We start from the raw sequence: 16,116 nt of genomic DNA on the forward strand, positions 1-16,116 counted from the left end.
ATGGCTGACGCACCACCGTCGCTCGACCCCGTGCAGCTGGGCGCGTACTTCGACCTGATCGAGGTGACGAGCCTGCTGCGGCACGCGGTCGAGCAGCAGCTGCGCGAGGCCGGCGAGCTGAGCTACGTCCAGTTCCAGCTGCTGGCCCGGCTCGGGGACTCGCCGTCGGGCAGCCACCGCATGACGGACCTGGCCGACGGCGTCGTCTACAGCCGCAGCGGCTTGACGTACCAGGCGGGGCTGCTCGAGAAGGCGGGTCTGGTGGAGCGAGCCCCGTCGCCGGACGACGAGCGCGGCATCACGGTGACGATCACGGCGGCCGGCCGCGAGCGGCTGGCGGCGGTGCTGCCGGGACACGTCGAGGTGGTGAGCGGGTTGCTGTTCGAGCCGCTGTCGCGCGAGGACGTCGAGAACTTGGCGGCGTTGCTGGCCCCGGTGCGCGACCACATGCGGGCGACGCCGCCGCGGTCGGCAGCTCCGCGGCGCCGCGCGCGCTGAGGGCGGCCGGCGGTGCGACCCTGCCGTAGCTCTCGCCGCTCCGGCAGCGACCCGCTCGTGGGTCAGCCGGCCGTGAGTTCCGGCAGTGCGGCCGTCACCAGCGTCCGCGCCGTGCGCTGAAGGCTCGCGATCGCCGCTTCCGTGTCCAACCCGCAAAGGTCGGTCAGTGAGAAGAACGCGTCGGCGCTGACCACAGCCGCGAGGTCCTGCTTGAGCTGGGCCAGCCTCCGGGCGGCGGCCGGGCCGGCCGCCGGGAGGACCGGGTCGAGGGCCTCGTCGATGAGCCCGAACCGGAAGCCGGGCCGGGCCTGTGCGCGCGGGGGGTTGACCACCGTCGCCGCGATGACCGCGCGGACCGACCCCTGGTAGGCGACCACCCGTCGCAGCAGCACCTCCGTGGCGAACTCCAGCCGGTCCGCCGGGTCCGTGCTGCCCGCGACCGGCTCGAGCGCTTCGGCGGGAGCCGGCCACATGCCCACCAGCGCGGCGTTGATCAGCTCCACGATCTCCGAAAAGTGGCGGTACGCGGTCGCTTCCGAGACGCCGGCCAGCTCGGCGACCTCGGGCATGGTCAGCATCCGGCCGGACGCGATCAGCGTGCGGCACGCGTCGACGATCGCGGCGCGGGTCCGCGCCTTCTGGTCCGCCCGGCTGACCCGTTCGCGCTTGCTCGTCGTGGGCATCCCGCTCCTGTTCGTCCGGTCTCCGCGTCCGATTCTCTCCCAGGCCGCCAGTCGCATTCGTGAGAGTGTACTTGCGCGAGCTGACTCTCGTAAGTAGGTTGGTCCGGCAACCTCGACCAAGGAGCGCGGCATGGCGGACGTAGCGGTCGTCGGACCGGAGGACGGCGAGTCGATCGGCATCGGCACGACCGTGGTGCGGATCCTGGAAGACGGCAGCACCACCGAGCACCGGCTCGGCATGGCGGAGATCGTCGTCGCCCCGCACACCGACGGGCCGCCGCAGCACCGCCACGCCCAGCACGACGAAGGCTTCTACGTCGTGTCGGGCCGGGTGACCTTCACCGTCGGCACGCAGGAGCACCACGCGACGCCGGGCACGCTCGTGATGGTCCCGCCGGGAGCCCCGCACACCTTCGCGAACCACGGCGACGAACCCGCGGTCATGCTCAACACCTTCACCCCGGACCTGTACGTCAACTACTTCCGGGACCTGCGCGCCATGATCGCCGGCGGCGGCCGGCCCACCCCGGAAGCGCTTACCGAGGTCATGCGGGCCTACGCCACCGAGCCCGCCACCGACTGACGACCCCAGGAGAAGTCCCATGACGAACACCCAGCGCGTCGACCTCGAAGGCCCGATCGACGTCACCTACAGCGCGTACGGCACCGGCCGCCCGCTCCTCCTGCTGCACGGCGGCGCGGGCCCGCAGTCGGTGACCGGCTTCGCCGAGCGCCTCGCCGCGGACGGCTTCCGGGTGCTCGTGCCGGTCCACCCCGGCTTCGAAGGCACCCCGCGCCCCGAACCGCTGACGACGATCGCCGGGCTGGCCCGGCTCTATTCCGCGCTGCTGACCGAGCTCGACCTGACCGGCGTCACGGTGGTCGGCAATTCCATCGGCGGGTGGATCACCGCCGAGCTGGCCCTGCTCGGATCGCCGCGGGTCGACGGCGTGGTGCTGGTCGACGCCGCCGGCCTGGACCTCCCGCAGGCGCCGATCGCGGACTTCTTCAGCCTCACGATGGACCAGGTCGCCGAGCTGAGCTACGCGAACCCGGACGCGTTCCGCATCGACCCCGCGAAGCTGCCGCCCGAGCGCCAGGCGGCGATGGCCGGCAACCGCGCGGCCCTGCAGGTGTACGGCGGCACGTCGATGGCCGACCCGACGCTGCTGGGCCGGCTGCCGGCCGCGGCGACGCCGGCGCTGGTGGTGTGGGGCGCCGCGGACCGGATTGTGCCGCCGGAGCACGGAAAGGCCTACAGTGACGCCTTGCCCGATGCCAAGTTCGTGCTGATCGAGGAGGCCGGGCACCTGCCGCAATTGGAGACGCCCGGGAAGCTGCAGGAACTCGTCACGGAGTTCGCGAAGGACGCCTGAGCGGGGTCACGGCCAGCTCCACCGCAGGCCCCGGATACCCGGTCCGCCGCCGCTGGTGAAGACGTGCGCCGGTGCCGCGGGGGACAGCGGCACCCCCGTCACGTCCCGCTCCGGCCCACCCGGTGACTCCAGCCGGTAGCTCTCGCACTTCTCCGGTAGCTCCGCGAAGTGGACCTCCAGCAGGTGCGCGGCCACCGGGTGGCGGAACCGGCGGTCGTAGCTCGTGTCCGGAACCCCGTCCGTGTAAGCGAATTCGTACTCGAGGATCGCCGTCTCGCCGACCGCCAGCGATCGGCTCGGCACCAGTTCGCTGAGCACGAACCCCGGCTCCGGCAGCACCTCGGTGCGGACCGGACGGCAGTAGCGCGTCGACACCAGCCGGGGCGGGTGGCCGGGCACGCAGCCGCGCAGCACCACCACCTTGGCCTGCACCGGTTCCTCCGCCGAGCGGACGACTTCGCGCACCCGCAGCCGGGTCAGCGACCGGTCGGCGCCGACGTGCAGTTCCTCGTGCAGGCTGACCGTCACCAAGGACGTCTCCTCGGCCGCGTCGAACGACCGCAGCGCCGGGAGAACCCCGTTGCGGGCACCCACAAGCGCTCCCACCGCACCGGGTCCGGCGCGCCCGGGTGGCCGGGGCGGGCCAGCAGCTCGGTCAGCGCCCGCGCGGGCACGCCGAGGACGTCCTCCAGCACCGCCACCGCCCGCAGCGAATCCGGCCGCTCGGGCCGGGTCCGGCCGGTGCGCCAGTAGCTGAGCGTCGTCGTGCTGACCGGGACGCCCGCGCCCGCCAGCCGGTCGCGCAGGCGCGCGAGCCCGAGTCCACTGCGGTCGATGGCCAGGGAAAGCGCACGGCTGAACGGGCCGTCGGCGAGCGCGCGCGCCAGTTCCCGCTCGGCGAAGTCCGCCGCGAACAACGGCATCGGTGATCCTCGGCGTCGGTGCGGGGCAAGGGATTCCGGGACGGGCGGATCACGCGCGGCCGGTGCGGGCGTCCGGTGACGGTGGCGCCGGACCGCCTTCGGTTTAGCAGCCGCGGATCACCGCTGTCACCCGACGAACGTCGGCCGCGCGCGGGGCAACCCGTCGAAGGGACTGTCTTGTTCCGTTGATCGGCTCGGATCTTCGGACGGTTACCGCGGGCGCACCGCGCGCTTACGTTCGGTGAGTCCCCACCGGTCCCCTCCGAGGAGTCCCCATGCGTGAGTCATCCCGCCGGTTCGCCCGCGCCGCCGCCCTGCTGGCCGGTTCGGCCGCGGCCCTCGCCACGCTCGCCGCCCCCGCGTCGGCCGCCACGCCCGTCGCGCCGCTTTCGCCCGACGCCCAGCCGTCGATCATCGGCGGCAGCACCGCCCAGAACCCCGGCTACATCACCCGCTTCAACGGCCACGCCAACGGTTACACGTTCTTCTGCACCAGCACGCTGATCGGCGCGCGCTGGGTGCTGACCGCGAAGCACTGCATGTACGACAACAACGGGCAGCGGCTGACCGACATCGACCTCTACGTCGGGTCGAACAGCGCTTTCGGTGGCGTGCACGCGAAAGCGTCGTCGACCTACGTGTACTCCGGCGGCGACCTCGCCCTGATCAAGCTGAACACGAACGGCGGCAGCACGTTCGCGCGGCTCGCGTCGAGCTCGTCGGACGCGCAGGAAGGCGACGGCGCCACCGTCTACGGCTGGGGCGCGACCCAGTCCACCGACGAGGGCAGCCACCAGTCGAGCGTGCTGAAGAAGGCGTCGGTGCGGATCTCCGACACGAACGCCGATGACTACTTCGGCGGGCCGGCGATCTCGGCGGACACCCCGTACGGCGCGGTGGCCGGCGGTGACTCCGGCGGCCCGATGCTCGACGACGGCGTGCAGGTGGGCGTCTGCTCGACCAGCGACCGGTCCAGCACCACCACCTACGGCAGCGTCGCCGCCGGCCGGAGCTGGATCCGCCAGGTCAGCGGCGTCTGACGAGACCCGGGTCGCCGGCCGTGCCCCGACCGGCCGGCGACCCGCACCCACCTCAGCCGAGCGCGGCGTAGACCGCGTCCACGTAGGTCGTGCTGCGGTCGGAGCCGATGACGCCGGGCGCCATCTTGTTCATCACGTACGAGATCGTCAGGCGCCGGTCGAGGTCCATGATGATCACCGAACCGCCCCAGCCGCCCCAGAAGCAGACGCGGCCGTCCCGGATCCACGGCACCGCGTCGGGCCGGGGGAGCGCGTAGCCGATGCCCCAGCGCAGCGGGATCCCCAGGCCGAGGTCGATCCCGTTCGCCTGCTCGGCGAAGACGAGGTCGATCGTGTCCGGACCGAGCAGGCGGACGCCGTCGACCGTGCCGCCGAGGGCGAGGGCCGAGAGCAGCCGGGCGACCGAGCGGGCGTTGCCGTGGCCGTTCACCGCCCCGAGGTCCGCGCGGCGCCACGCCGGGGTGTTGGCGACGGCCGCGTCGACCGCCGGGCCGCCCAGGGTCTTGGCCATGACGCTGCCGGGCTCGGGGTCGAACTGCGCGGGCGGAGGCGGCACGACCGGCGCGATCCGCGGCCGGTCCGCTTCCGCGGCGCCGATCCGGAAGTCGGCCTCCAGCGGGCCGGCGAGCTCCTCGGCGACGAAGTCCTTGACGGTCTTGCCGCTGACCCGCCGGATCACCTCGCCGGCCAGGTGGCCGAAGTTCGTGGCGTGGTAGCCCGAGGCGGTGCCCGGCGCCCACCACGGCGCCTGCGCGGCGAGCCGGGCCGTCGTCTTGTCCCAGTCGTAGAGGTCCGCGACCACGGCGGGCTGCTCCAGGCCGGACACCCCGGACGTGTGCGACAGCAGGTGCCGGACTTCGACGTCCTCCTTGCCGTTTTCGGCGAACTCGGGCCAGTACCGGGCGACCGGCGCGTGGAGGTCGAGGACGCCGCGGTCGGCGAGCACCAGGGCCGCGAGGCTGACGACGGTCTTGGTGGTCGACCAGACGTTGGTGATGGTGTCCCGGTCCCACGGCGTGGTGCGTGCTTCGTCGTGGAAGCCGCCCCAGAGGTCGACGACGAGCTCGCCGTCGAGGTCGACGACGAGGGACGCGCCGAGCTCCTCGCCGGCGGCGAGGTTCCGCCGCAGCGCGTCGCGGACGGGGGCGAAGCGGGGATCGTGAGTTCCGTGCACTTCGGTCATGGTCGTACGCTAAAACCTGACACCGATGTCAGGGGCAAGAGCGGAGCGGCGGGCGCGGCCGCCGGTGTGACGCGCGTCGGCTTGAGAGGATGGCGCGGGCGCGCATAATGGGCACCTGACCGACCGCTTAGCATGTGCCGGGTACCACACCGCGAAGGAGACACACTGCCGTGAACTCGTTCAAGGATCGCGTCGCGATCGTCACCGGGGCCAGCCGGGGCATCGGCCTCGGGATCGCGAAGACGCTCGTCGAACGCGGGGCCAAGGTGTGCATCACCGCGCGCAAGCCCGAGGCCCTCGAAGAGGCCGTCAACTCCCTCGGCGGGCCCGACGTCGCCATGTTCGTGCCCGGCAAGGCCGACGACACCGAGCACCAGGGCGAGGCCGTCGCGAAGACGATCGAGACGTTCGGCCGGCTCGACTACCTGGTCAACAACACCGGCATCAACCCCGTCTACGGCCCGACCCTGGACATCGACCCGGCCGCCGCGGCGAAGATCCTCGGCGTCAACGTGCTCGCGCCGCTCGGCTGGACCAAGCGCGCCCGCGACGCGTGGATGGGTGAGCACGGCGGCGCGGTCGTCAACGTCGCTTCCGTCGCCGGCCTCGGCGCGTCGCCGGGCATCGGCATGTACGGCGTCAGCAAGGCCGCGCTGATCCGGCTCACCGTCGAACTCGGCGCGGAGCTCGGGCCGAAGATCCGGGTCAACGCCGTCGCTCCCGCGGTCGTCAAGACGAAGTTCGCCACCGCGCTCTACGAAGGCCGTGAGGAAGAGGTCTCCGCGGCCTACCCGATGAAGCGCCTGGGCGTGCCGGCCGACATCGCCGGCGCCGTCGCGTTCCTGCTGTCCGACGACGCGGGCTGGATCACCGGCCAGACGATGGTCCTCGACGGCGGCGTCACCCTGGGCGGTGGCCTGTGACCGGCGTCGTCGTCACCGGGGGCGGCGGGGGCATCGGCGCCGCGCTGGCCCGCCGCTTCGCCGCGGACGGCGCTCAGGTGGTCGTGGCCGACCTCGACGGCGACAAGGCCGCCGAGATCGCCGCCGAAATCAAGGGCACGGCCTTCGCGGGCGACGTCGCGAGCCCCGAAGGCGTCGCGAAGCTGATCGACAGCGCCCGCGGGACGCTCGGTGAGATCGACGTCTTCTGCGCCAACGCGGGCATCGCGCCTTTCGGCGGCGCGGAAAGCCCCGAGGAGGTCTGGGCGCGCACCTGGGACGTCAACGTCATGGCGCACGTCCGCGCGGCCAACCTGCTGCTGCCGAACTGGCTCGAGCGCGGCCGGGGGCACTTCATCGCGACGGTGTCGGCGGCCGGCCTGCTGACCAGCCTCGGCTCGGCGCCGTACTCGGTGACCAAGCACGGCGCGCTCGCGTTCGCCGAGTGGCTGTCGGCGACCTACCGGCACCGCGGCCTCACCGTGCAGGCGATCTGCCCGCAGGGTGTGCGCACGGCGATGCTGGAGAGCACCGGCACCGCCGGGCAGCTGCTGATGGGCGCGTCGGCGATCGAGCCGGAACAGGTCGCGGACGCGCTGTTCGCGGCGATGGAGTCGAAGCAGTTCCTCGTGCTGCCGCACCCGGAGGTCGCGGACTACTACGCGGCGCGCGCCACGCAGACCGACCGGTGGCTCGGCGGGATGAACAAGCTGCAGCGCAAGGTCGAAGCGGCCGTCGACGCCGGATGAGCTGGCAGCCGGAGGTCGACGAGATCGCGCGGCGGCGCGAGCTGGCCGAGCGCATGGGCGGGCCGGAGAAGGTCGCCCGCCAGCACGCCGCCGGGCGGTCGACGGTCCGGGAGCGGATCGCGGCACTGGCCGACCCCGGCAGCTTCGACGAAATCGGGGCGCTCGCCGGCACGGCGTCCTATGTGGACGAATCACTGGAGGCGTTCACCCCGGCCAACTTCGTCATCGGCACCGCCCGGCTCGACGGCCGGCGCGTCGCGATCGGCGGCGACGACTTCACGGTCCGCGGCGGCGCCGCCGACGCGGCGATCATGGAGAAGCAGGTCTACGCCGAGCGGCTGGCGAACGAGCTGGGCCTGCCCCTGGTGCGGCTGATCGAAGGCACCGGGGGCGGTGGCAGCGTCAAGATGCTGGAGCAGCACGGGTTCACCTACGTCCCGGTGAACCCCGGCTGGGACCTCGTGGTGGACAACCTGTCGACCGTGCCGGTGGTCGCGCTCTGCCTGGGCCCGGTCGCCGGGCTCGGCGCCGCGCGGGCGGTGATGTCGCACCTGAACATCCTGGTCGAGGGCGCCGGGCAGCTGTTCGTCGCCGGGCCGCCGGTCGTCAAGCACGCGACGGGGGAGGACCTCACCAAGGAGGAGCTGGGCGGCGCCGACGTCCACCGGCGCAGCGGCGCGGTCGACCGGATCGTGGCGGCCGAGGCCGAGGCTTTCGCGGTGGCGAAACAGTTCCTGTCGTACCTGCCGTCCTCTGTGGACGCCCTGCCGCCGGTCGGGTCCACTTCGGACCCGGCAAGTCGGCGTGACGAAGCGCTGCTGTCGCTCGTGCCGCGCAACCGCCGCCACCCGTACCGGCTGCGGCCGTTGCTGGAGGGCGTCTTCGACTCGGGTTCGGTGTTCGACTACGCCGTGTCGGGCGGCTCGGCGTACGCGGGGTTGGCGCGGTTGAACGGGCACCCGGTCGGCGTGCTGGCCACGGACCCGTACCGCGGCGCGACGCTGACGCCCGAAGGCGCCGACGTCATGACGCGGCTGGTCGACCTGTGCGAGACGTTCCACCTGCCGCTGGTGTCGCTGACCGACCAGGCGGGCATGGTGATCGGCGCGGCGGCCGAACGCGCGGGCGCGATCCGGCACGGCGCCCGCGCGGTGACCGCGGTCTACCAGGCACGGGTGCCGATGGCGGAGGTGATCGTCCGCCGCGTGTTCGGCGTGGGCGGCGCGGGCCAGGTCAACCGGCACCGCCTGGTCCGCCGCTGGGCGTGGCCCTCGGGCGACTGGGGATCGCTGCCGGTCGAGGGCGGCATCGAGGCGGCCTACCGAGCGGAACTCGACGCGGCCGGCGACCGGGCGGCGCGGATCGAGGAGATCCGCACCCGCCTGGACGCGGTGCGCTCGCCGTTCCGCACGGCGGAGCGGTTTTCGGTGGAGGACGTGATCGACCCGCGCGAAACCCGCGCGCGGCTGTGCGACTGGGTCCCGGACGCTTACGCTGTCTTGCCGAAGCTGGTGGGCCGCCCGTCGTTCGGCATGCGGCCCTAGATGACCCGGTACCAGTTGGGCTTGACGACTTCGAGCGCCACGGGCTTCCCGCCGGGCCGGTCGAACATCCGGACGCCGTCGCCGAGCAGCACGGGGACGGGCATCGCGAGGATCTCGTCGAGCAGCCCGGCGTCGAGGCACTGCCGGGCGACGTCGGCACCGAGGACGTTGACGTACTTGTCCCCGGCGGCTTCTTTCGCCCGCTCGACGGCCTCGGCGAGATCGCCGACGAAGGTGACGCCGGGCGCCGGGGGAGCGGGCCGGTGGGTGAGCACGAACTGCGGGCCGTCCCAGCCGCCGCCGAAGGCCTTGCCCTCGCCTTCGGTACCGCGGTGGGGGTCATCGCCCCCGTAGGTCCGCCGCCCGACGAGGAGGGCACCGATTTCGGGGATCAGCTCGTCGACGACGGGATCGGGCCCGAGGTAGGGCGTCAGCCAGGACATGTCCCCGCCGGGGCCGGCGATGAAGCCGTCGAGCGAGCAGCTGAAGCCGTAGAGCAGTTTTGCCATGGTGTCTCCCTGAGCCGGTGTTCACGGACTCCGGTACTGACGGGCGCGGGCCGGAAAACTCATCGGCCGGGGTGAGGCGGGAACTCCGGCGCCCGCCGTTCGTTCCAGCTGGCCAGGCCTTCGGCCAGCTCGGGACGCCCGAACGACTCGATCATCAGCGCCGTCGCCTCGCGGGCGGCCTCCTCCAGCGGCAGCAACGCCTCCCGGGCGAACTGCGCCTTCATCACCGCCATCGAGCGCGGCGCGCTGTAGGTCGCCAGCTCGGTCGCGTACGCGTGGGCGCGCAGGCCCAGCTCCTCCGCCGGGACCACCTCCTGGACCAACCCGTAGTCCACGGCCTGCTCCGCGGTGAACGTCCGGCCGGAAAGCAGCAGGTCACGGGCCCGGCCCTCGCCCACCAGCGACGGCAGCAGCTTCGCGATCCCGTACTCCGCGATCAGCCCGCGGCGCGAGAACGCCGTGGTGAACTTCGCGCCCGCCGCGGCGAAACGGACGTCCGCCGAGCACGCGATCACGAACCCCAGGCCCGCGCAGCCGCCGTTGATCGCCGCCACCACCGGGACGCCGGCCGCCGAGGCCGCCAGGACGTCGCGGAAGTTCTCGTGCCCGCCGCCGGCTGCCGGGGGCGCGGTGGCCAGGTTGTCGAGCAACCCCAGGTCGGCGCCGGGGCAGAACGCCTTGCCCGCCCCCGTGACGACCACCGCCCGTACCGAGGGGTCCGCGTCCGCCTGCCGCAGGAGGTCGCCGTAGCGGGCCTGCATCGGCACGTCCATCGCGTTGCTGCGGTCGGGCTTGTCGAACGTCAGCGTGGCGACCGGGCCGTCCGCCGCGTACCGCACTCCGTCCACAGTGGACATGGGTTGCCTCCTCGGGTCCGGCCACCATACTAAGCGGTTGCTTGGCGCTTGCCCAGCGCCCGCGCAAGCGCGTCCAGGCTGACGTCGACGATCGCGCGGAGCTGCTCCGGGCTCGCCCCGGCCCGGCTCATCACGGCCAGCGACTGGTTGACCGCCGCGAGGTGGACGGCGAAGTCGTCGGCCGGCTTCACGGCCTTCAAAGCGGTCCGCAGCCGCGCACGCTGAAAGCCGAGAGCCTCGGTCGCGCGCGCGGCGATGGCCGGGCTCAGCACCGGCGTCGCCATCGCGGTCTGGGCGATCAGGCACCCGTCCGGCAGGTCCGGGTCGGCGATCCGCTTCAGGGTGACGTCGAAGAACTCCCGTACCGCCCGCAGCGGCTCCTCGGACGCGCCCGAAAGCGCCTGGTCGTACCGCTCGCCGTAGCGCGTGGCATAACGGTCCAGGCAGCGCAGGTAGAGCGACTCCTTGTCGCCGAGCGAGGAGTAGATGGAGCTGCGGTTCAGCCCGGTCGCCCGGGACAGGTCGTCGAGGGACGTGTCGGCGTACCCGGCTCGCCAGAACTGGGCCATCGCCGCGTCGAGCACGACGTCCACATCGAACTGCTTCTTCCCGGCCATCGCTCCATCGTATCTTGAACCGAACAGTTCAAGATGAGCTAGGGTGGCGACATGACCGAAACTGCGATCGCCGGGCTGCCGCTGCACGACCTCGCGGGGTTCACCCACCGCTGGGTCGACGCGGGAGGCGTCCGGCTCCACGTCGTGGACGGCGGCCGGCCGGCCGGTCCGGCTGTCGTCCTGCTCGCCGGCTTCCCGCAGACCTGGTGGGCCTGGCGCAAGGCGATGCCGGGCCTCGCCGAGCGCTTCCGCGTGCTCGCGATCGACCTGCCGGGACAAGGTCACTCCGATCGCCCGCACGACAGCTACGACACGCACACCGTCGCTTCGCGCGTCCAGGCCGCGGTGACCGCGCTCGACGTGCCGAAGTACTGGCTCGCCGCCCACGACGTCGGAGCCTGGGTCGCCTTTTCGCTCGCCCTGAAGCACGAAGAGCACCTGCACGGCCTCGCCCTGCTCGACGCCGGCATCCCCGGTATCACCCTCCCGGACACGATCCCCACGGATCCCGGGCGGGCCTGGAAGACCTGGCACTTCGCGTTCCACGTCGTGCCCGGCCTTCCCGAGACGCTGCTCGCCGGGCGCGAGCGCGAGTACGTCGAGTGGTTCCTGACGGCCAAAACCTTGTCCGCGAACACGTTCGACAGCACCGAGATCGACCACTACGCCGCCGCCATCGCGGCCGACGGGGGTCTCCGGGCGTCTCTCGCCTACTACCGCGACGCCGCGGAATCCGCGCGCAAGAACCGCGAAGCTCTGGACCGGCGGCACTTGACCGTCCCGGTGCTGGGGATTTCCGGTTCCCACGGCTCGATCCCCGACATGGCCGCTTCCCTCGGCCCCTGGGCGGACACCGTGACCGGTGTCGTCATCTCGAAGTCCGGCCACTTCATCCCCGACGAGCAGCCCGGCGCGGTCGTGGACGCGGTGACCGCTTTCATCGGTCACGCACGGGCGGAGTAATGGGTGTTCGAAACTATCGAACCCTTTGTCCACCCGGAAACCCTTGTGCAATAGTGCTTTCCGCCGCGTCAGCCCGCCGGAAGGGACTTCACCGATGCCGAACACCCCGAGCAGACGCGTAGTCCTGGGCGGTCTCGGCGCCGCCGTCATCACCTCCGCCGCCGCGCCCGCCGCCCGGGCCGCCGAGGCCCTCGCGCGGCCGGGCCTCGACCTCACCGGCCGGGCCACCGACCTGGGCGCCGGCTGGCGGTTCGCGCTCGCCGACCCCGACGGCGTCACCGACCCCGGCGGCCGCTTCGCCGACGCGCCGGACCCCGCCTACGACGACTCGAAGTGGCAGGTCGTCGACGTCCCGCACGACTGGAGCATCGAACTTCCACCCACCGACCGGGGCACCCAAAGCGGCTCCGGCTTCTTCAAAGGCGGCCTCGGCTGGTACCGCCGGACCTTCACGCTGCCGCCGTCGCTCGCGGCGAAGCGCGTGTCGGTCGAGTTCGACGGCGTCTACTCCGACGCCCACGTGTACCTGAACGGCGAACTGCTCGGCAACCACCCGTACGCCTACACCGGTTTCGCCTTCGACCTCACCAGCCGCGTGCACACCGACGGCCGGACGCCGAACGTCGTGGCCGTCCGCGCGGTGAACCCGCTGCCCAGCAGCCGCTGGTACTCCGGCAGCGGCATTCACCGCCGCGTCCGGCTGGTGGTCACCGAACCGGTGCACGTCGGCCGGCACGGCACCTTCGTCACGACACCGGACATCGCCGCCGGGCGCGGCACCGTCAGGGTGGCCACCGACGTCGTCAACGACTCCGCCGGGGCGCTGGCGGCCGAGGTGCGCACCACCGTCACCGACCCCGCCGGCCACGTCGTCGCGAGCGGCGGAACGACCGTGCCGGTGCAAGCCGGGAAGACCGCGACGGCGGTCACCGTCCAGCGCGTTCCGGAACCGCGGCTCTGGTCGGCCGGGAAACCACGGCTGTACCGCGTGCGCACGGACGTCGTCGTGGCCGGGCGCGTGCTCGACACGACCACCGCGGACTTCGGCTTCCGGTACACCGAGTTCCACCCGGACCGCGGGTTCTCGCTCAACGGCGAGCCGATGAAGCTGCGCGGGGTGAACCTGCACTCGACGCAGGGGCCGCTCGGCGCGGTGATCGACGCGGGCGCGCTCGAACGCCAGCTGCGGCTGATGCTCGCGATGGGCGCCAACGCGCTGCGGACCGCCCACAACCCGCCCGCGCCCGAGCTGGTGACCGTCTGCGAACGGCTCGGGATCCTCATGATGGTCGAGGCGTTCGACTGCTGGCGGACCGGGAAGCTCGAATTCGACTACCACCGCGACTTCGACGCGTGGAGCGGGCGCGACATCGCGGAAATGGTGCACGCGGCCAAGAATTCGCCGGCCGTCGTGCTGTGGTCGATCGGCAACGAGGTACCGGACGCGTCCATGGCGGGCGGCCCGGCCATCGCGGCGGAGCTCATCAAGACGGTCCGCGGGATCGACCCCACCCGGCCCGTCGTCATGGGGTCGGACCGCTACCGGAGCGTGCCCGCGCCGGGCTCGCCCCAGGACCTGATCCTGCGGCAGCTCGACGGCCTCGGCGTCAACTACAACACCGCGCAGTCGATCGACGGGCTGCACGCGAAGTACCCGGACAAGTTCTTCTTCGAGTCCGAATCGTCGTCGGAAACCTCGACGCGCGGGGTGTACCAGGACCCGGACCTGCTCAACACCGGCGAGAACCACACACCGGGCAAGCGCGCGACCTCGTCGTACGACAACAACCTGGCCTCGTGGACGTTCAGCGGCGAGTACTCGCTCAAGAAGGACCGCGACCGGCGGTTCTGCCAGGGCCAGTTCCTCTGGGCCGGGCAGGACTACCTGGGTGAGCCGACGCCCTACGACGTCTTCCCGGTCAAGACGTCGTTCTTCGGCGCCATCGACAGCGCCGGCCTGCCCAAGGACGCCTTCCACCTCTTCCGCAGCCAGTGGACGACCGCGCCGATGGTGCACCTGACGCCGGTGGACTGGACGACCCACCGGCCCGGCGAACCGGTCGCGGTGTGGGTCTACTCCACTGTGGACACCGTCGAGCTGGTCCTCAACGGACGATCGCTCGGCATCAGGCGTTTCGACCGAAAGACCACTGTGGACGGACGTCCCTACCTGGAGACGTCCGAACCCGCCGGCGACGACAAGAACGACCCCTCCGGCAGCTACACCAGCCCGAACGGCGGCACCGGCAAGCTGCACCTGACGTGGACCGTGCCGTTCGAACCCGGCACGCTCACCGCGATCGCCACGTCCGGCGGCCGCGAAGTGGCGCGCGACCGGCTCGTCACGGCCGGGCCGGCGCACGCCGTCACGCTGACCGCCGAGCCGCGTGGCGACGGTGCGATGGCGTTCGTGACGGCGTCCGTCGTGGACGCCGGCGGGGTCGTGGTGCCCGGCGCCGAACCGGTGCTGCGGTTCGCCGTCCGCGGGCCGGGGCGGGTCGCCGGTGTCGACAACGGACGCCAGGAACTCGCCCAGAGCTACCAGCAGCCGACGATCCCGGCGTTCCGCGGTCAGGCGGTGGCTGTCATCGCCGCGACCGGCGGCCGCGGCCCGATCACCGTCACGGCGACCGCACCCGGCCTGGCACCGGGGAAGACGACGCTGCCGGGGACGAACCTCGGGCAGCGCAACGGTCCCGGCGCCCGGGCCGCGGACCGGCCGGTGCCGCCGGCCTTCGTGGCGGCGGACGCGAGTTACTCGGGCGCGCCGGACACGCTGCCGGCGGCGATGCTGGACGGCGACCCCGCGACGGGCTGGTCGAACTTCTACGTCAAGCAGGCGACCGCGACACTGCCCGCGGTGAGCCGGCCGCGGGCGCAGGACTGGGTGTCGCTCGCCTGGCCCGCGGCCCGGCGGATCGGCGCGGTGGCGGCGGACTTCGTCGTGGACGGGAACCACGCGTTGCCGGCGGCGATCGAGATCGCGTACCGCACCGCGCGGGGCTGGGAGCCGGCGCGGAACGTGAAGGTGACGTGGGGGAGCGGCTCGAACGACCCGACGACGCTCGAGTTCGATCCCGTCACGACGACCGAAGTGCGGATCACCATGACCGCCAAGGGCTTCCTGCGGATCAGCGCCCTGTCAGCGGCTGCACGGGGCTAGTGCGTCGAGACCCTGCGGCTTGTCCGCGGTGCGGCCGATGGCGGTCGCGATGCGGTTGATCGTCGCGACGCGCTTGTCCTCGAGCGGGCCGAGGATGGCGTTCTGCACGAAGTTCGCGCCGCCTTCGCCCGCGCTGGTGACGAGCCGGTTGTTGGCTTCGGCGATCTGCGTGTCCAGCAGTTCCAGGTTGCGCTGGACTTCGGCCTGGGCCGACGCCGGGATGGCGGGCAGCTGCGAAGCGACGTCGGGGCAGGTGATCTGCCCGGCCGCGGTCCCGGTGTTCCCCGTGTTCCCGGTGTTGCCGCTGCTTTGGGCCGGCGCCGGAGCGGCCGGCACCGTGCCGGTGTTCGCCTGCCCGCCCAGCGAGCACGTGGCCAAGCTGTCGAGGCCCTGGGGTTTCTGGCCCTGACGGCCGATGGCGATCGCGATCCGGTCGATCGTCGACACGCGTTTGTCCTTCAACGGCCCCAGGATCGCGTTCTGGACGAAGTTCGGCCCACCTTGGCCGACGGTGCTGACGAGCCGGTTGTTGGCTTCCGAGATCTGCGTGTTGAGCAGGTCGAGGTTGCGCTGGACCTCCGCCTGGGCCGACGCGGGGATGGCCGGGAGCCGCGAGGCGACGTCGGGGCAGGTGATCTGTCCGGACGGGCCCGCGCCGGCCGCGTTGGCCGCGCCGGGGTCGCCGACGGTCGTCGCGATCACCAGAGCTCCGGCCGCGATCGCGAGGCCGAGGGCCGCCGTCGCGATCTTCGTCCGCCGCGAGAGGCGGTGCCGTCCACCGGTAGCAGGCATGAATCACTCCAAGTTAGCGTGAACAGAGAGGGTCCACACGGGCAGCGCGCGGTTGTTCCGAATGGCGCGGCCGAGTGGGCCGCGGAGGCTATCGTGGCGGCTCCACCAGGGATTTGTCCAGGAAAAAACGGTAATCGGAGAGATGGTGAACCATTCCGAACCGGGACACGTATTGAGGTGTGAAAGGCGGCTTCTGCGATTCCCGCGAAGCCGGGTCTTGACGCGGACCGCCCCGGCCTCCTAGCGTCGGCATACCGACCGGTCGGTGTCCAAGGGAG

At 72.3% G+C, this 16,116-nt stretch carries 17 protein-coding genes; 9 read left to right on the forward strand and 8 right to left on the reverse strand.

What is annotated here, in order from left to right; genetic code table 11:
- A complete protein-coding gene (locus ACERZO_RS02235; RefSeq protein ID WP_372660830.1) occupies positions 1-498 on the forward strand; it encodes a MarR family winged helix-turn-helix transcriptional regulator in 498 nt (165 codons plus the stop codon).
- 62 nt (positions 499-560) lie between these two features.
- On the opposite strand, the gene ACERZO_RS02240 is transcribed toward ACERZO_RS02235, so the two are convergent.
- The gene (locus tag ACERZO_RS02240; protein WP_372660833.1) at positions 561-1,181 is read right to left on the reverse strand and encodes a TetR/AcrR family transcriptional regulator; all 621 of its coding nucleotides are present in this window, start codon (positions 1,179-1,181) and stop codon (positions 561-563) included.
- A 130-nt stretch (positions 1,182-1,311) separates the two neighbouring features.
- On the opposite strand from ACERZO_RS02240, the gene ACERZO_RS02245 reads away from it, so the two are divergent.
- Together ACERZO_RS02245 and ACERZO_RS02250 are read left to right on the forward strand one after the other, a co-directional pair.
- A complete protein-coding gene (locus ACERZO_RS02245; RefSeq protein ID WP_372660836.1) occupies positions 1,312-1,764 on the forward strand; it encodes a cupin domain-containing protein in 453 nt (150 codons plus the stop codon).
- Between the two features lie 19 nt (positions 1,765-1,783).
- Positions 1,784-2,557: an alpha/beta fold hydrolase gene (locus tag ACERZO_RS02250; RefSeq protein ID WP_372660839.1), complete on the forward strand. Its 774-nt coding sequence runs from the start codon at positions 1,784-1,786 to the stop codon at positions 2,555-2,557.
- 6 nt (positions 2,558-2,563) lie between these two features.
- On the opposite strand, the gene ACERZO_RS02255 is transcribed toward ACERZO_RS02250, so the two are convergent.
- Together ACERZO_RS02255 and ACERZO_RS02260 are read right to left on the reverse strand one after the other, a co-directional pair.
- Entirely contained in the window at positions 2,564-3,151 is a 588-nt protein-coding gene (locus ACERZO_RS02255) for a hypothetical protein (RefSeq protein WP_372660842.1), read from the reverse strand.
- Positions 3,082-3,480: a transcriptional regulator gene (locus tag ACERZO_RS02260; protein WP_372660845.1), complete on the reverse strand. Its 399-nt coding sequence runs from the start codon at positions 3,478-3,480 to the stop codon at positions 3,082-3,084. Before ACERZO_RS02260 ends, ACERZO_RS02255 begins: the two co-directional genes overlap by 70 nt.
- 275 nt (positions 3,481-3,755) lie before the next feature.
- On the opposite strand from ACERZO_RS02260, the gene ACERZO_RS02265 reads away from it, so the two are divergent.
- Complete coding sequence (locus ACERZO_RS02265; protein WP_372660848.1) at positions 3,756-4,520, forward strand: S1 family peptidase; 765 nt, start codon at positions 3,756-3,758, stop codon at positions 4,518-4,520.
- Positions 4,521-4,572: 52 nt separating this feature from the next.
- Here ACERZO_RS02265 and ACERZO_RS02270 read toward each other — a convergent pair whose 3' ends face one another.
- Positions 4,573-5,703, reverse strand: coding sequence for a serine hydrolase domain-containing protein (locus ACERZO_RS02270; protein ID WP_372660851.1), 1,131 nt, complete (start codon positions 5,701-5,703; stop codon positions 4,573-4,575).
- Between the two features lie 170 nt (positions 5,704-5,873).
- Between ACERZO_RS02270 and ACERZO_RS02275 the strand changes: the two genes are divergently transcribed.
- From ACERZO_RS02275 to ACERZO_RS02285, 3 genes are read left to right on the forward strand one after another with little or no spacing between them, the layout of a single operon-like run.
- Positions 5,874-6,626, forward strand: a complete 753-nt coding sequence (locus ACERZO_RS02275; RefSeq protein ID WP_372660854.1) for an SDR family oxidoreductase — start codon at positions 5,874-5,876, stop codon at positions 6,624-6,626.
- Positions 6,623-7,393: an SDR family NAD(P)-dependent oxidoreductase gene (locus tag ACERZO_RS02280; protein ID WP_372660857.1), complete on the forward strand. Its 771-nt coding sequence runs from the start codon at positions 6,623-6,625 to the stop codon at positions 7,391-7,393. The genes ACERZO_RS02275 and ACERZO_RS02280 overlap by 4 nt, the downstream gene beginning before the upstream one ends.
- Complete coding sequence (locus ACERZO_RS02285) at positions 7,390-8,937, forward strand: acyl-CoA carboxylase subunit beta (RefSeq protein WP_372660860.1); 1,548 nt, start codon at positions 7,390-7,392, stop codon at positions 8,935-8,937. Before ACERZO_RS02280 ends, ACERZO_RS02285 begins: the two co-directional genes overlap by 4 nt.
- On the opposite strand, the gene ACERZO_RS02290 is transcribed toward ACERZO_RS02285, so the two are convergent.
- From ACERZO_RS02290 to ACERZO_RS02300, 3 genes are read right to left on the reverse strand one after another with little or no spacing between them, the layout of a single operon-like run.
- Complete coding sequence (locus ACERZO_RS02290) at positions 8,934-9,446, reverse strand: dihydrofolate reductase family protein (RefSeq protein WP_372660862.1); 513 nt, start codon at positions 9,444-9,446, stop codon at positions 8,934-8,936. The genes ACERZO_RS02285 and ACERZO_RS02290 overlap by 4 nt on opposite strands.
- A gap of 59 nt (positions 9,447-9,505) precedes the next feature.
- Positions 9,506-10,303, reverse strand: coding sequence for an enoyl-CoA hydratase-related protein (locus ACERZO_RS02295; RefSeq protein WP_372660865.1), 798 nt, complete (start codon positions 10,301-10,303; stop codon positions 9,506-9,508).
- A 29-nt stretch (positions 10,304-10,332) separates the two neighbouring features.
- Complete coding sequence (locus ACERZO_RS02300; protein ID WP_372660868.1) at positions 10,333-10,920, reverse strand: TetR/AcrR family transcriptional regulator; 588 nt, start codon at positions 10,918-10,920, stop codon at positions 10,333-10,335.
- 51 nt (positions 10,921-10,971) lie between these two features.
- Here ACERZO_RS02300 and ACERZO_RS02305 point away from each other — a divergent pair, with 51 nt between their 5' ends.
- Positions 10,972-11,883 (forward strand): alpha/beta fold hydrolase, encoded by a 912-nt coding sequence (locus ACERZO_RS02305; protein WP_372660871.1) that lies wholly within the window; start codon positions 10,972-10,974, stop codon positions 11,881-11,883.
- 94 nt (positions 11,884-11,977) lie between these two features.
- Positions 11,978-15,046 carry a glycoside hydrolase family 2 TIM barrel-domain containing protein gene (locus ACERZO_RS02310; protein WP_372660874.1) on the forward strand — a complete coding sequence of 1,023 codons (3,069 nt, stop codon included), beginning with the start codon at positions 11,978-11,980 and terminating at the stop codon, positions 15,044-15,046.
- On the opposite strand, the gene ACERZO_RS02315 is transcribed toward ACERZO_RS02310, so the two are convergent.
- Positions 15,026-15,838 (reverse strand): hypothetical protein, encoded by an 813-nt coding sequence (locus ACERZO_RS02315; RefSeq protein ID WP_372660877.1) that lies wholly within the window; start codon positions 15,836-15,838, stop codon positions 15,026-15,028. The two genes, ACERZO_RS02310 and ACERZO_RS02315, sit on opposite strands and share 21 nt — an antisense overlap.
- Between the last annotated feature and the right edge of the window lie 278 nt (positions 15,839-16,116).

It is taken from the genome of Amycolatopsis kentuckyensis, from assembly GCF_041679295.1.
Lineage (GTDB): Bacteria > Actinomycetota > Actinomycetes > Mycobacteriales > Pseudonocardiaceae > Amycolatopsis > Amycolatopsis kentuckyensis_A.